This is a genomic window from Micromonospora sp. NPDC047707, assembly GCF_040704235.1.
Lineage (GTDB): Bacteria > Actinomycetota > Actinomycetes > Mycobacteriales > Micromonosporaceae > Micromonospora.
Genome location: NZ_JBEYSU010000001.1, coordinates 208,943 through 223,513 on the forward strand (window position 1 = coordinate 208,943; position 14,571 = coordinate 223,513).

At 71.9% G+C, this 14,571-nt stretch carries 15 protein-coding genes; 5 read left to right on the forward strand and 10 right to left on the reverse strand.

All coding sequences use genetic code 11. The features are described 5' to 3' along the window. Positions 1 to 22: 22 nt before the first annotated feature. The 3 genes from AB0873_RS01060 to AB0873_RS01070 all read right to left on the reverse strand — a co-directional run bounded on the left by AB0873_RS01060 (position 23) and on the right by AB0873_RS01070 (position 4,756). Positions 23 to 2,578, reverse strand: coding sequence for a GNAT family N-acetyltransferase (locus AB0873_RS01060; protein ID WP_366597894.1), 2,556 nt, complete (start codon positions 2,576 to 2,578; stop codon positions 23 to 25). Positions 2,579 to 2,600: 22 nt separating this feature from the next. Then, entirely contained in the window at positions 2,601 to 3,782 is a 1,182-nt protein-coding gene (locus AB0873_RS01065; protein WP_366597895.1) for an acetoin utilization protein AcuC, read from the reverse strand. A 101-nt stretch (positions 3,783 to 3,883) separates the two neighbouring features. Beyond that, complete coding sequence (locus AB0873_RS01070; protein ID WP_366597896.1) at positions 3,884 to 4,756, reverse strand: sulfurtransferase; 873 nt, start codon at positions 4,754 to 4,756, stop codon at positions 3,884 to 3,886. Between the two features lie 94 nt (positions 4,757 to 4,850). On the opposite strand from AB0873_RS01070, the gene AB0873_RS01075 reads away from it, so the two are divergent. Continuing rightward, a complete protein-coding gene (locus AB0873_RS01075) occupies positions 4,851 to 5,537 on the forward strand; it encodes a metal-dependent transcriptional regulator (RefSeq protein ID WP_366597897.1) in 687 nt (228 codons plus the stop codon). A 105-nt stretch (positions 5,538 to 5,642) separates the two neighbouring features. Here AB0873_RS01075 and AB0873_RS01080 read toward each other — a convergent pair whose 3' ends face one another. Then, positions 5,643 to 5,885 carry a DUF5522 domain-containing protein gene (locus AB0873_RS01080; RefSeq protein ID WP_366597898.1) on the reverse strand — a complete coding sequence of 81 codons (243 nt, stop codon included), beginning with the start codon at positions 5,883 to 5,885 and terminating at the stop codon, positions 5,643 to 5,645. Between the two features lie 136 nt (positions 5,886 to 6,021). Between AB0873_RS01080 and AB0873_RS01085 the strand changes: the two genes are divergently transcribed. Together AB0873_RS01085 and AB0873_RS01090 are read left to right on the forward strand one after the other, a co-directional pair. Continuing rightward, a complete protein-coding gene (locus AB0873_RS01085; RefSeq protein WP_366597899.1) occupies positions 6,022 to 6,600 on the forward strand; it encodes a dihydrofolate reductase family protein in 579 nt (192 codons plus the stop codon). A gap of 351 nt (positions 6,601 to 6,951) precedes the next feature. Then, the gene (locus tag AB0873_RS01090) at positions 6,952 to 7,272 is read left to right on the forward strand and encodes a TraR/DksA family transcriptional regulator (RefSeq protein ID WP_155333462.1); all 321 of its coding nucleotides are present in this window, start codon (positions 6,952 to 6,954) and stop codon (positions 7,270 to 7,272) included. Between the two features lie 157 nt (positions 7,273 to 7,429). On the opposite strand, the gene AB0873_RS01095 is transcribed toward AB0873_RS01090, so the two are convergent. From AB0873_RS01095 to AB0873_RS01110, 4 genes are read right to left on the reverse strand one after another with little or no spacing between them, the layout of a single operon-like run. Then, positions 7,430 to 7,591 (reverse strand): hypothetical protein, encoded by a 162-nt coding sequence (locus AB0873_RS01095; RefSeq protein WP_196255746.1) that lies wholly within the window; start codon positions 7,589 to 7,591, stop codon positions 7,430 to 7,432. Then, positions 7,588 to 7,806 carry a hypothetical protein gene (locus AB0873_RS01100; protein WP_155333463.1) on the reverse strand — a complete coding sequence of 73 codons (219 nt, stop codon included), beginning with the start codon at positions 7,804 to 7,806 and terminating at the stop codon, positions 7,588 to 7,590. Before AB0873_RS01100 ends, AB0873_RS01095 begins: the two co-directional genes overlap by 4 nt. Then, entirely contained in the window at positions 7,803 to 7,982 is a 180-nt protein-coding gene (locus tag AB0873_RS01105; protein WP_366597900.1) for a hypothetical protein, read from the reverse strand. The genes AB0873_RS01100 and AB0873_RS01105 overlap by 4 nt, the downstream gene beginning before the upstream one ends. Continuing rightward, on the reverse strand, positions 7,979 to 8,167 hold the full coding sequence (locus tag AB0873_RS01110) for a hypothetical protein (RefSeq protein ID WP_366597901.1): 189 nt from the start codon (positions 8,165 to 8,167) through the stop codon (positions 7,979 to 7,981). The genes AB0873_RS01105 and AB0873_RS01110 overlap by 4 nt, the downstream gene beginning before the upstream one ends. Before the next feature lie 123 nt (positions 8,168 to 8,290). Between AB0873_RS01110 and AB0873_RS01115 the strand changes: the two genes are divergently transcribed. Next, positions 8,291 to 9,151, forward strand: a complete 861-nt coding sequence (locus AB0873_RS01115; protein ID WP_366597902.1) for a helix-turn-helix transcriptional regulator — start codon at positions 8,291 to 8,293, stop codon at positions 9,149 to 9,151. A gap of 11 nt (positions 9,152 to 9,162) precedes the next feature. After that, complete coding sequence (locus AB0873_RS01120; protein WP_155333467.1) at positions 9,163 to 9,348, forward strand: DUF397 domain-containing protein; 186 nt, start codon at positions 9,163 to 9,165, stop codon at positions 9,346 to 9,348. 289 nt (positions 9,349 to 9,637) lie between these two features. Here AB0873_RS01120 and AB0873_RS01125 read toward each other — a convergent pair whose 3' ends face one another. Both AB0873_RS01125 and nrdR read right to left on the reverse strand, forming a co-directional pair. Next, positions 9,638 to 13,573, reverse strand: coding sequence for a vitamin B12-dependent ribonucleotide reductase (locus AB0873_RS01125; protein ID WP_366597903.1), 3,936 nt, complete (start codon positions 13,571 to 13,573; stop codon positions 9,638 to 9,640). A 66-nt stretch (positions 13,574 to 13,639) separates the two neighbouring features. Next, positions 13,640 to 14,140, reverse strand: a complete 501-nt coding sequence (gene nrdR / locus AB0873_RS01130) for a transcriptional regulator NrdR (protein WP_155333470.1) — start codon at positions 14,138 to 14,140, stop codon at positions 13,640 to 13,642. Positions 14,141 to 14,571 lie beyond the last annotated feature (431 nt).

The following is a 14,571-nucleotide window of genomic DNA, read 5'->3' on the forward strand; positions in this document are numbered from 1 at the left end:
CGTTAATAGGGGGCCCTTCCTTTCACAGGCGGCGGGGGCCGGTGTCGGGGCGGGCGGCCGCCGAGCCGATCCGGACGGTCGCGTGCAGCACCGACAGGCCGTCCGGGCGGGCCAGCACCGGGTTCAGCGTCAGCGCGCGGACCCGGGGCTGCTCGTCGGCGAGCTGCCCGACCCGAAGCAGCAGCTCCGCCAGCGCGGCCCGGTCCACCGGCGCCGCGCCCCGGTGGCCGTGCAGCAGCGGGGCCGCGCGCGGCTCGTCGACCAGCTCGGCCGCGTCGAGGTCGGTCAGCGGCGCCGCCCGCCACGCCCGGTCGCCGAGCAGCTCGGTGGCGACGCCCCCCAGGCCGAAGCCGACGACCGGCCCGAACGCCGGATCCTCCACCAGCTCGACCACGCAGGCCACGCCGGGCGGGACCATCGGCTGGACCAGGACGTCCGCGCCGAACAGCGCCGACATCTCCGCGTACGCGCGCCGCACGGCCGCCTCGTCGGCCAGGTCGAGGCGGACCGCGCCGAGGTCCAGCCGGTGCCGCAGCCCGGGGGCGGAGGCCTTCAACGCCACCGGGAACCCCAGCTCGACCGCGGCCTCGGCGGCCTCGTCCTCGGCCGCGGCCGGCACCGACTCGACCACGTCGATGCCGTACGCGGCGAGCAGCCCGCCCGGATCGAGGGACTCGGGCCGCAGCGTCGCCTGCGCCCGGTCCCGGTCGACGTCGGGCAGCTCGGGCAGCGTCCCCGGTGGGCGGCGCAGCCAGTCGGCGTACGCGGTGACCCGGCCCAGGGCGCGGACCGCCTCCTCCACGCTCGGGTACGCGGGCACCCCGGCCGGCGCGCGCCCCACCAGGAACGTCGCCACGGTCGGCTTGCCGGCGGCGAGTGCCGCGGGCAGGGCGGCGATGAAGTTCGCCTCGGTGTCCGGCAGTTGGCCGGGCAGCGGGGGCGCGAACACCGCCACCAGGGCGTCCACCGCGTCGTCGGCCGTCGCGGCGGCGAGGGCGGCGGCGAACTCGGCCGCCCCGGCGCGCGGGCCCACGTCGCGGGGGTACCCGTCGGCGAGGGTGAGCCCCTGCGCCGCGCAGGCGGTGGCGGCGAGCCCGGTCAGCGCCGAGGAGTTGCCCACCACACCCACCCGGTCGCCGGCGGGCAGCGGCTGGTTGGCCAGCAGCACCCCCACGTCGAGCAGCTCGCTGACGGTGTCCACCCGGATCACGCCGGACTGGGTGAACAACGCGCCGACCGCCACCTCGTCCGGCCCGGCGCGCTCGCCGACGCCGGCCGGGCGGGCCGGTGACGCCAGCGCGACGATCGGCTTGTCCCGGCCGATCCGCCGGGCCAGCCGGGCGAACTTGCGCGGGTTGCCGAAGGTCTCCAGGTACAACATGATCACATCGGTGCCCGGGTCGTCCTGCCAGTACTGGAGCAGGTCGTTGCCGGAGACGTCGGCCCGGTTGCCGGCCGAGACGAAGCTCGACAGGCCCAGCCCCCGCCGGTCCGCCTCGGCCAGCAGCGCCACACCGAACGCGCCGGACTGGCTGAACAGCCCGACCCGGCCGGGCACCGGCAGCCGCGGGGCGAGCGTGGCGTTCAGGCGTACGTCGGGGGCGGTGTTCGCCACCCCCAGACAGTTCGGGCCGACGACGCGCATGCCCGCGGCGTGGGCCGCGCGGACCAACCGGCGTTGCGCCGCGGCACCCTCGCGGCCGGCCTCGGCGAAGCCCGCGCTGATGACGACCAGGCCGTGCGCCCCGGCGGCGGCCGCGTCGGCGACCACCGCCTCCGCCGCCTCCGGCGGCACCGCCACCACGGCCAGGTCGACCGGCAGCCCGGAGTCGGCCGCCGAGGGGTACGCGGGCAGCCCGGCCACCGTCGCCGCGGTCGGATGCACGGGCACGACCGCGCCGGTGAAACCGTAGTCCCGCAGGTGCCCGAGGACCGCCGCACCGACGCCCTGCCCGGTGGCACTGGCACCGTAGACGGCGACGCCGCGCGGGGCGAGCAGCCGGGCCACGGACCGCGCCTCGGTGCGGTGCTCCCGGCCCCGCTGCACCTCGAGGGTGGCCTCGGTCGGGGCGATCGGAAAGGTCAGGTGGACCACGCCGTCCGCGAACTGGCGCTGCACCTGGTACCCGAAGTCGGCGAAGACCCGCAGCATCGCGCCGTTGGCGGGCAGCACCTCGGCGACGAAGCTCATGATGCCGGTCCGGCGTGCCGCGTCGGCCAGGTGCTCCAGCAGCACCGAGCCGATGCCCCGACCCTGGTAGGCGTCCTCCACCACGAACGCCACCTCGGCCTCCGGGGACTCCGGCCCGAGCCGCTCGTACCGGCCCACCGCGACGATCTGGTCGCCGGCGAGGACGACGAACGCCTCCCGGTCCCGGTGGTCGACGTTGACGAAGCGCCGGAGGTCGCGCTCCGGGATCCGGGGGTACGGCGAGAAGTAGCGCAGGTAGCGGGTGCGCTCGGAGAAACGCGAGTGCATGGCGACGATGCCCGGTGCGTCCGACGGCTGGATCGGCCGCAACTGGACGGTCGTGCCGTCGCTGAGCAGCACGTCCACCGGCTGGTCCACTGTGGTCACGGCAGGCGGCCCTCCACCGGCGTCAGTCGCGCGGGTCGTGCGGGTCGAGCCCCAGCAGCGGGAACACCGTCCGACGGGTGGCGGCGATGGCGCGGTCCACCGAGTTCGGCTCGCCCGAGGGCTGCCACGGCCCGTACGACGGGTCGGCGTCGTCGGTCATCCGCAGTGGGACCTCGCGACCAGGACAGCGGGCGGCGGCAAGCTCCCGCCACGCGGGCGGCGTCAGCGTGGCCGGGTCGAGCGGGTCACCGGTGGCCACCGCGAGCAGGTGTGTCCACGCCCGGGGCACGGCCTCGACCAGCGCGTACCCGCCGCCGCCGGTGGCCACCCACCGGCCCTCGCAGAGCTCGTCGGCCAGCGCCCGCAGGGCGATGTACGTGGCGCGCTGCCCGTCGACGGACAGGTGCAGGTCGGCGAGCGGGTCGAGCCGGTGCGCGTCGGCGCCGCACTGGGTGACCAGGATCTCCGGCTGGAACGCGCGCAGCACCGACGGCACGATCGCGTGGAAGGCCCGCTGCCAGCCCGCGTCGTCGACGCCCGGCGGCAGTGGCATGTTGACGGCGGTGCCCTGCGCCTCCGGGCCGCCGGTCTCGTCGGGGAACCCGGTGCCCGGGAAGAGCGCCAGCGGGGTCTCGTGCAGGCTCACGGTGAGCACGCGCGGGTCATCCCAGAAGGTCTTCTGCACCCCGTCGCCGTGGTGGACGTCCACATCGACATACGCGACCCGGCGCGCGCCCAGGTCGAGCAGGCGGGCGATCGCCACCGCCGGGTCGTTGTAGACGCAGAAGCCGGCCGCCCGCGCGGGCATCGCGTGGTGCAGCCCGCCGGCCACGTTGACCGCCCGGCGTGCCTCGCCGCGCCACACCGCCTCGGCCGCGGTCACCGACGCGCCCGCGATCAGCGCGCTGGCCTCGTGCATGCCGTCGAAGACCGGGTTGTCCGAGGTGCCCAGCCCGAACCCGGCGAAGAGCGGGTCACGCGGGGCGCTACGGACGGCCTCCACGTAGCGGGGATCGTGCACCCGGGTGAGCACGTCGTCGTCGGCCGGCTCCGGCTTGACCAGGCGCACGCCCGGCCGCTCCAGCACGCCCAACTCCCGGGCCAGCGCGACGGTCAGCTCCACCCGGACCGGGTCGAGGGGATGGTCACCCATGTCGTAGGCGAGCATCGACTCGTCCCACACCACCACTGTGTCGTCCGACATGCGCTCATCGTCGCACGAGGACCGGCGGTGGCCGGCGCACGCGCTGGTCGCCTGGCTGGTGTCGGTCCGGGCCACGTACGGCTCCGGCGTCACCCCGCGGCTCACGCCGACGGGGCGGACCCCGCCGGCTGCTCCCCCGTCGCCACCGGCCGCGCCGGGTCGGCGACCCAGTTGCTCCACGACCCGACGTACAGCGCCGCGTCCGGCCGGCCGGCCAGGTGCAGGGCGAGCACGGCCTGCGCGGCGGTGACGCCCGACCCGCAGTACGCGCCGACCGGCCGGCCGTCGACCACCCCGGCGGCGGCGAACCGCTGCCGCAGCACGTCGGCCGCCGGGAACCGTCCCTCGGCGACGTAGTCCGGCGCGGGCAGGTTCACCGCGCCCGGCACGTGCCCGGCGACCGGGTCGATCGGCTCGGTCTCGCCCCGGTAGCGCGCCGCCGCCCGCACGTCCACCAGGGCGCCGTCGTCGGCCGCGGCGAGCCGGGCGGCCTCGGCCGCGTCGAGCACCGGCAGGGCGCCGGGGCGCACCTCGACGTCGCCGGTCGGCGGGGTGGGCGCCTCGGTGGAGGTGGGCAGACCCGCGGTCACCCAGGCGGGCCAGCCGCCGTGCAGCAGGCGTACGGCGGTGTGCCCCGCCCAGCGCAGCGTCCACCAGGCACGGGCGGCGGACATGCCGTCGCCGCCGTCGTACACGACGACGGGGTGCCCGGCGCGGACGCCGGCGGCCCGCAGTGCCGCCTGGAGCGCGGCGGGGTCGGGCAGCGGGTGGCGCCCGGCGGCCCCCGGCGGGCCGCACAGGTCGGTGTCCAGGTCGACGAAGACCGCGCCGGGCAGGTGGCCGGTCGTGTAGTCGTCGCGACCGGGCGGGCCGGTCAGCCGCCAGCGGACGTCGAGCAGGGTGGGCGGGTCGGCGCTGTCGAGCTCGGCGGCGAGCCGGTCGGCCTCGACCAGCAGATCCTCGGTACCGGACATGGCGTCCAGTCAACACCATCCCGGCACCGCCGGCGGTTCGGCGGCGGCCGTTCGGGGGTTACGCAAGGTAGCATCGATCACCGGAGGGCCTGACGTGAAGCATGATTTGGTCGACACGACCGAGATGTACCTGCGCACCATCCTCGAACTCGAGGAGGAGGGGGTGCCGCCGCTGCGCGCCCGCATCGCCGAGCGGCTGCGGCAGAGCGGCCCCACCGTCAGCCAGACCGTCGCCCGGATGGAGCGCGACGGGCTGCTCACCGTCGAGGGCGACCGGCACCTGGCGCTCACCCCGGCGGGCCGCAGCACGGCGGTCTCCGTGATGCGCAAGCACCGGCTGGCCGAACTGCTGCTGGTCAACGTGATCGGGATGCCCTACGAGGAGGCCCACGAGGAGGCCTGCCGGTGGGAGCACGTGATGAGCGACGCGGTGGAGAAGCGGGTGTACGACCTGCTCAACCGCCCGACCCGTTCCCCGTACGGCAACCCGATCCCGGGCCTGGAGGAGCTGGGCTCGCCGGAGCCGGCCGAGTCGGAGCCGGCGGAGGGTGAGCGCAACCTGGCGTTCCCCGGCCTGTCCGGCCCGGTCGTGGTCCGGCGGATCTGCGAGAGCGTGCAGACCAACGCGGACGTGCTCCGGCAGCTGCACGCCGCCGGTGTCGACCCGGGCGCGACGGTGACCGTGGCCCAGGAGCGGGACGGCGTGTCGATCGACCGCTCCGGCGACCGGGTCCGTCTCCCCCGCGAGGTCGCCAGCCGCGTCTTCGTAGCGGCAAGCTGACCCGGGCCGCCGCCCCCGGCTCTCGCCCTTCTGTCTGGGCACACCCGGAGTAAGCGGGCATAACGGGGCCGAACGTGCAGGATGGGCGCTTGCCGTGCGGTGCGGTCAGTCGTCGACGTACGGGCAGTGGCGGCAGCCGCGGCCACAGCAGGTGCCGCGGCGCGCCAGGAAGCCGGCCGTCAGGACGAAGAGGCCGGTGGCCGGGTCGAGGTAGCCCGCCTCCCCGTCGCGCAGAGCCGCCGCGTGGGCGGCGAGGATGCGCGCCCGGTCGGGGTGGTCGGGTGCGAACCGGGACGGGTGCGGCTCGGTCAGGGCCCGTGGGGCCAAGGGCCGGCGCTCTCCGCTCACCCCGGCAGTCTAGGAACGCGGGTCAGGGGCAGGCTCGACGGCACCACGCCGGGTGACCGACCGCCGATGGCGGCGACATGGAGTGGATCTTCACCGCCGCGGGCGCGGCGGCCGGCGAATGTCGGTGGAGTCGAGCATGCTGGGGGCCATGCGGAAGATCGTCGTGCAGATGAGCGTGTCGCTGGACGGGTTCTTCGAGGGGCCGGACGGTGACCTGAGTTGGCACCTGGTCGACGACGAGTTGCACCGGCACTTCAACGCCGAGTTGCGCGAGATGAGCGCCTTCCTCAACGGCCGGCGCAACTACGACCTGATGGCCGCCTTCTGGCCGACCGCCGACCGGGACCCGGCGAGCCCGGAACCGGTGCGGGAGTTCGCCGGCATCTGGCGGGACATGCCGAAGATCGTCTACTCGCGGACGCTGGAGAAGGCCGACTGGGGCACGGAGATCGTGCGGGAGGTCGACCCCGACGAGGTACGCCGGCTCAAGGCGCAGCCCGGCGGCGACATGGCCCTCGGCGGGGCGGACATCGCCGCCACCTTCGCCCGGCACGACCTGATCGACGAGTACCGGCTCTACGTCCACCCGGTGATCGTCGGCGCCGGCCGACCGCTCTTTCCCGACGACGGCGTACGGCGTCAGCTGCGGCTGGCGGGTACCCGCACCTTCGGCAACGGGGTCGTCCTCCTCTGCCACGAACGCCTCGCCGGCTGACCCACGAGCGCCTCGCCAAGCTGATCGGCGAAAGGCCATTGGCTTCCCCGTCGCCCCGGCCTATGGTGTCCGGATGCGTCCGTCGGGCCGGCAGCCAGGCGCCGCCGTCGTGGTGACGGCGGCGTCCACCGCTGCCTGCCGGCCGACGCCGGCCTCGACCCCCAACGGCCGACAGGCGGCGCGCACCGCGATCGGGGTGGTGCTTACCGCCGCGCCGTCCCCCATCGGCTCGGCCGCCTCGCTGCTGCCGAGCCCCACCGGGCGTGGCCCTCCGTGGACCGGTAGCACCCAAGCACCGGCCACCCAGGGCGAAGCGATACCCGCTTCGGCCCTTTCTTTTTTGGAGGAGTCATGACCACCCAGGTCCAACCCGACGAGCGGAACTGGCTCGACGAACTGCGTACGGCACTGACCCACGACTTCGAGGTGCAGAGCGCCAGGTTGACCCAACTCACCGCGGACACCGGCGACCCGGGCGAGGCCCACACGCAGGACGCGCTGATCGCCGCCACCCGGCAGAGCCTCAACCAGATCAGCGACGCGCTACGCCGCATCGCCGAGGGCCGGTACGGCACCTGCGAGCGGTGCGCCGCGCCGATTCCACGCGAGCGCCTGGAGGTGCTGCCGCACGCCCGCTTCTGCGTGCCCTGCCAGCAGAAGCACGCCGGCTGACGCGACCGCCAACGGCTGCCGCGCCGACGCCGGAACGGCAGCCGCCCCGGCGTCCGCAGTGATCGGATACGGCTCAGCGGCACGACACGCCGGGTGTTGTGCCGCTGGGGCGTATCCGATCATGCGGCGCTCAGCCGGCCGCCCCGCGGTGGCGCGGCTACGGCTTCCGTCGTCGGGAAATCTCGTCGAGGTGCTGCTGCTTGTGCTGCCGGACCATCTCGTCCCAGACCTCCTGGTCATAGTCCGGGTCCGGCGGGATCCACTTGTGCGAACCGTCGCTGTAGTGGAACCGCTCGTCACCGGGCCGGATCAGGCTCACCGGATCCAGCCGAGGAACCGCCGGTGCAGCAGCCCCGCCGGCACCCAGGTCAGGTCCTCGGCTGCGGACACCAGGTAGGACCCCATGTACAGAGCCAGCGAGACCGGCGCGCCGTCGAACTCCGCTCGCAGTTCCTTGCGCCGGGTCGCGCAGGGCCACGGCCCGTTGCAACCGCCGCAGGTCCACACCGGAAGGACCGGCCCATGGGTGGTCACGAGCGGCCTCCCAGAAAGCGCCAGGTGGTGGCGCGGGCATGCCAGCGGCACGCCCATTCCGCCTGATAGCAGGGGTACGGGGACAGCCGCGCCCACCACCGCCGGCACCCGACACACAGCCCGTCGGCACCGGACAGGTGAACCGCGAGGATCTGGCTGACCTGATGCTCGGTCACGTCTGCTCCTCCCCTGGCCAGTGGCCACGACAGATCGGGATGCGGTGCCGGGCGTGGCAGGGCAACTCAGCACCGCACCGGCAGACCCGCCGCCACAGGGACCAGGACCAGACCGGACGGTGCCGTCGGGCCAGGGTCAGCGCGACCGCCAGCAGGTAGCCGTTGTACGAGACCGAACGCCTCATTCGTCACCGCCACTTGGACTCCTGTTTTGGAAGTCCACACAGACTAGTTTTTGGACTCCTATTTTGGGAACCTCGCTCCGGCGTGTCGTGGGATCACAGTGCGGAGCGGGCCATAATCGGCCGATGGTCAACCCGACGATCCAGCGGCGACGCCTCGGACTGGCGCTGAAGCGCGCACGCGAAGAGGCTGGCAAGACTCAGGACGACGCTGCCGCCGTCATCGATGCCGCCGCCAGCAAGGTCAGTCGGCTCGAACTGGGCCAGTCAGGGATCAAGCTGACCGACCTCAACGTGTTGCTCGACCTTTACGGCGTAGTCGGCGAGGAAGCGGAGACACTCCGCGAACTCGCGCGAGCCGGCAGACAACGCGGGCGCTGGAGCACGTACCGCAACGCGGTCCCGGACTGGTTCCGGCAGTACCTGGACCTTGAGGGAGACGCTTCCGAAATCCGTTGGTACCAGCCGGAGGTGGTCCCCGGCATCCTCCAGATCGAGCCATACATCCGCGCCATGAACGCGACCGCCCATCCACGCCCAACGGCCGAGGACGCCGACCGGCAGGTCGCTGTTCGCCTGGAGCGGCAGGCGATCCTTCGGGAGCAGGACGGGCCCGATCTGAGCTTCATCCTCAGCGAGTCGGCACTCCGCCGAAGCATCGGCGACGGGGCAACCATGCAAAGCCAGCTGCTGCACCTGGCCGACGTCGGCGAGCAGCCAAACGTCTCGCTCCAGGTCTTCCCGTTCGACGCTCAGACCTACGAGACGGCGTCATTCAACTTCATCATCCTGAGGTTCGGCGACGACGCCGCGTCCGACGTGATCTACGTGGAGACCTTCACCGACGCCGACTACCTTGACCGACCCGACGCGGTGCGCGCCTACACTCGGCTATGGGACCGACTCCGGGCCGCCGCTCTCGGGCCGGTAGAGTCGCGCAAGCTCATCCTCCGGATGGTGGACGACATAGAGCGGCAGCAGATCTGAGAGAGCTGACCATGGACACCCCCGATCGCACGGTCTGGCGCAAGTCGAGCTACAGCGACAACAACGGCGGCGCCTGCGTCGAGGTCGCAGCAACGGATCGCAGCATCCTGGTCCGCGACAGCAAGGACCCTTCTGGCCCGGCGCTTTGCTTCGACCGTCGGTCGTGGTCCGCGTTCATGGCCCGCTTGAACCGATAGAGCATGACGCGACCGCTGACAACCACCGTCAACGAAATGAGTTGAGGCCCTGCCCGTACCTGCCGGGACAGAGCCTCAACTACTACACCGAGATCCACTCGCATGACTTCGAGGGGCAGCCGGACGCAAGGCGCTGGCGGCCTCCTAGGTCACTTGCTCTTGGTCTCCTTGACGGTCGTCTTCGGGTGCGACTTGGGAAAAGCGGCGATCCGTTCCTGCAACAGATTGGTCGGAACTTCTCCCGGCTCACGAGCCCCGGGCGCGTCAACGCCCAGGGCTCGTTGCTACGTCAGCTGCAGCCGCTGGTGCTGCCGCAGCCCTCGCAGACGTAGCAGCTACCGGCCGGGCGCATCTTCGTACCGCAGGTGAAGCAGAGCGGCGCGTCGGCGGCCTTGCCGATGACGGCCTCCAGCAGTTCGGTGCTGGAACCCACCGACGGCGCCGGCTTGGCGGCGGCGACGTCCGCGACCTCCTGCGCCGGCTGGGCGACCGGGCCGGTCTTCGGCTCCTCCGGCCTGATCTCGACCGGGGCGGAGGCGGCCATCGCGGTGAGGTCCGCACCGCTCGCCTCCGCCTCCGCCTCGGCCGCGAGCTGGGCGGCCCGCTCCTTCGCGGTGAAGATGCCCAGCTCCGCGCGGCGCTCGTACGGCAGGAAGTCCAGCGCCAGGCGACGGAAGATGTAGTCCATCACCGAGGCCGCCATGCGCACGTCCGGGTCGTCGGTCATGCCGGCCGGCTCGAAGCGCATGTTGGTGAACTTGCTGACGTACGTCTCCAGCGGGACGCCGTACTGGAGACCGATGGAGATGGCCACCGAGAAGGCGTCCATCACGCCGGCCAGGGTCGAGCCCTGCTTCGACATCTTGAGGAAGACCTCGCCGAGGCCGTCGTCCGGGTACGACGACGCGGTGAGGTAGCCCTCGGCGCCGCCGACCGAGAAGGAGATCGTCTCGGACGGGCGCTTCTTCGGCAGCCGCTTGCGCACCGGCCGGTACTCGACGACCTTCTCGACGACCGGCTGCACGGCCGCCGGGGTCTCCGGCTCGGCCGCCTTCTTCTTCGCCGCCGACAGCGGCTGGCCGACCTTGCAGTTGTCCCGGTAGATGGCCAGGGCCTTGAGGCCGAGCTTCCAGCCCTCGAAGTAGATCTTCTCGACGTCCTCGACGGTGGCCTGCTCCGGCATGTTGACCGTCTTGGAGATGGCGCCGGAGATGAACGGCTGGACGGCCGCCATCATCCGCACGTGGCCCATCGGGGCGATGGACCGCTCGCCCATCGCGCAGTCGAAGACCGGGTAGTGCTCCGGCTTGAGGCCGGGGGCGTCCACCACGTGGCCGTGGTCGGCGATGTGCTCGACGATCGCCTCGACCTGCTCCTCGGGGTAGCCGAGGCTGCGCAGGGCGCGCGGGACGGTCTGGTTGACGATCTGCATCGAGCCGCCGCCGACCAGCTTCTTGAACTTGACCAGCGCCAGGTCCGGCTCGACGCCGGTGGTGTCGCAGTCCATCATCAGGCCGATGGTGCCGGTGGGCGCCAGCACGCTGGCCTGCGAGTTCCGCCAGCCGTTCTTGTCGCCGACCTTGTTGCCGAGGGTCCACTGCCGGGTGGCCTCGCGCTGGATGGCGGTGGCCACGGTGCCAGACGGCTTGATCTCGTCGTTGGCGGCGGCGTGCTTGCGCATGACCCGCTTGTGCGGCTCGGCGTTGCGGGCGTAGCCGTCGTACGCGCCGACGACACCGGCCAGCTCGGCGGAGCGGCGGTACGCGGTGCCGGTCATCAGCGAGGTGATCGCCGCGGCGACCGAGCGGCCCTGCTCCGAGTCGTACGGCAGGCCGGAGGCCATGAGCAGCGCGCCGAGGTTCGCGTACCCGATGCCGAGCTGCCGGTACGCGCGGGTGGTCTCGCCGATCTTCTCGGTCGGGAAGTCGGCGAAGCAGATCGAGATGTCCATCGCGGTGATGACCAGCTCGACCGACTTGACGAACTTCTCCACCTGGAAGCCGCCGTCGGCGCGGAGGAACTTCATCAGGTTGAGCGAGGCCAGGTTGCACGAGGAGTTGTCCAGGTGCAGGTACTCCGAGCACGGGTTCGACGCGGTGATCCGCCCGGTCTCCGGGCAGGTGTGCCAGTCGTTGATGGTGTCGTCGTACTGGAGGCCCGGGTCGGCGCACTCCCACGCGGCCTGGGAGATCGTGCGGAACAGGTTCCGGGCGTCGATGGTGTCGATCACCGCGCCGTCGAGGCGGCCGCGCAGGTCGAAGGTGCCGCCGTTCTCGACCGCCGCCATGAACTCGTCGGACACCCGGACCGAGTTGTTGGCGTTCTGGTACTGCACGCTGACGATGTCGGCGCCGCCCAGGTCCATGTCGAAGCCGGCGTCGCGCAGCGCGCGGATCTTGTCCTCCTCGCGCGCCTTGGTGACCACGAACTCCTCGATGTCCGGGTGGTCCACGTCGAGGATGACCATCTTGGCCGCGCGCCGGGTGGCACCACCGGACTTGATGGTGCCGGCGGAGGCGTCGGCGCCGCGCATGAAGCTGACCGGGCCGGAGGCGGTACCGCCGGAGGAGAGCAGCTCCCTCGACGAGCGGATCCGGGACAGGTTGACGCCGGAGCCGGAGCCGCCCTTGAAGATCAGCCCCTCCTCCTTGTACCAGTCCAGGATGGAGTCCATCGAGTCGTCGACGGCGAGGATGAAGCAGTTGTGGACCCGGAGGTTACCGGCCAGGAATTCGCCGCTCTCCGTCTGGATGTCGTAGACCTCCATCGTCCCAAGGGACTCGACGCGGTCGATCTCCAGCCGCTTCACGTCGTTGGCGGGACGGCCCGGCTTTGCGAAGCTCTGGTCGAGCTTGGCCATCTTCTCGGCGCCGACGAACCCGATGTGGGTGGCGAAGAGGTCCCGGTCGCCGTCGTTCTGGATCCGGACCGACCAGCAACCCTTACGGTCCGGGCGCGGGTCCGCCTTGTAGGCGACGCGGGAGAAGATCCCGAACCGCAGCAGGAGGCTCTGCACGCCGCGGATCAGCTTCTCCGAGATCATGTCCACCGCGACGAGCGTGGACTGCTCACGCGCCGAGACGTAACCCTCGGCCTGGAAGATGCTGCGCAGGTACGCCGCAACGACCGGCAGCGGTGCGGTGAAGAGGCGCTCCGGCACCTCCATCTCGACGCCGCGGGTCAGCAGGTCCCACTTCTCCACGAACGGACGCAGATGCTCGCCGTAGAGGCGGGTACGCCGGCAGTCCAGCTCCTCGCTCTGCGTCGTCACCGTGCGCTCCTTGCGGTGCGCGCCGGGGAAGACCTCGTCGAGGGTGCCCGTCACCCACTCCAACTCGTCGTCGTTGACGGTCATCGCCTCGATCGTCAACGACCGGTTGCTGCCCTGGTCGTACTGGCCGACGAACCCGTCGGACTGAAGCCATCCGGCGAGCGCGGCCTCACGGATCTCCCGCAGGTCGAGCTCGCTCTCGCCGTAGGCGTACGTGCGGTGCCATTCGAGCTTGTCACCGGGCTTCAGGGTGCCGGCCTCGACCCACTGACCCGTGCCGTCGCCCGTGCTCTTCCACACCACGTGGTCCGGCGTGACGTCGAGCAGGTAGCCCGCCTTGGTGTGCAGCCGGATGACCTCACGGACACCGTTGGCCTTGACGGCCACGATCCGGGTCAGCCCGTTCCCGTCGTACACCTTGGCCCCGACGGCGCCGTCCTCGACCAGCTTGCCGATCGGCACCAGCCCGTCTGGGGTGCTGACCAGCGAGTCGTACGGTAGGCACGCGCTGACCTGCTGCGGCGAGGGCGTGCCCACGTTGAACCACACCGGCGAGTTGAAGCTGAACACCTGGTGCAGCAGCATCCAGGTCAGCTCGTGGGCGAAGACCTCGGCGTCGGCGGGGCTGGCGAAGTAGCCGTACTCCTCACCGGCGGTGCGGTAGGTGGTGACGACCCGGTCGATCAGCTGCTTGAGCGACCACTCCCGCTCCGGAGTGCCCACCGCGCCCCGGAAGTACTTGGTGGTCACGATGTTGGCCGCGTTGACGCTCCACGCCTCCGGGAACTCCACGCCGCGCTGCTCGAAGTTGATCGAGCCGTCCCGCCAGTTCGTCATCACGACGTCCCGGCGCTCCCAGGTGACCTCGTCGTACGGGTGGACCCCCTCCGTCGTCCAGACCCGCTCGACCTTCAGTCCGGTGCCCGCCTTGCTTCGTGAACGGCTCGTTGTCACGCCGTCGCCCCCCTCGTCTGCGCGGTCACCCACCGCGCGTCCCAATCTCTCGAAAACTGTGAAGAATCAGCTGGTGCGGCCGGCGGCCTCGACCGCGTCGGCCCCGCCGCTCTCCCGGGCGCGGGCCGCGGCCCGCAACGTCTCGATCTCGCGTTCGAAGTCGGCGAGCGAGTCGAAGGACCGGTAGACGCTGGCGAACCGGAGGTAGGCGATTTCGTCCAGGTCCCGCAGCGGGCCCAGGATGGCCAGCCCCACCTCGTGGCTGGGGATCTCGGCGGCCCCCTTGGCCCGGACGGTCTCCTCGACCCGCTGCGCCAGCAGCGCGAGCGAGTCGTCGTCGACCGGGCGGCCCTGGCACGCCTTGCGCACCCCGCCGATGATCTTCGTACGACTGAACGGCTCGGTCACCCCGCTGCGCTTGACCACCGCGAGGACGGCCTCCTCGACCGTGGTGAACCGTTTGCCGCACTCCGGGCAGGATCGCCGCCGGCGGATCAACTGGCCGTCGTCGGCCTCCCGCGAGTCGACCACCCGGGAGTCGGGGTGCCGGCAGTACGGACACCGCATCGCCCGACCTCCTTCGTCGACCACGGGCCGCACCGCTCGACCTCCGGACACGCGTCGCCACGGCGGAGCCGTCCTCCGACGGTCTTCGCCGTGCTGGCGCTGGGAAGTGCGTTCGGTAGTCGAACCCAACCTGTAGGCGACTTACGCCCTTGTGACTACTACATCTAGGGGTCGACCGTATGCCGCCGACGATCCGAGGTCAAGTTGCCGGCGTGTCCGGCGCGTCACCCACGTCCGGGACCGCTCCCCGCTTCCCCGTCGCCCGGAAACCCAACCGCGCGAAGGGCGCTCCGGTTATCGGCCGCCCGGTGGACCGACGCCGACGATCCGCCGAATTAGAACAGCCGTTCGACGCGACGTACCATTTATCAGAACACGAGTACGACCCGCGCGGATTTCCACCCCGACACGCCGAGCAACGTCGTACAGAT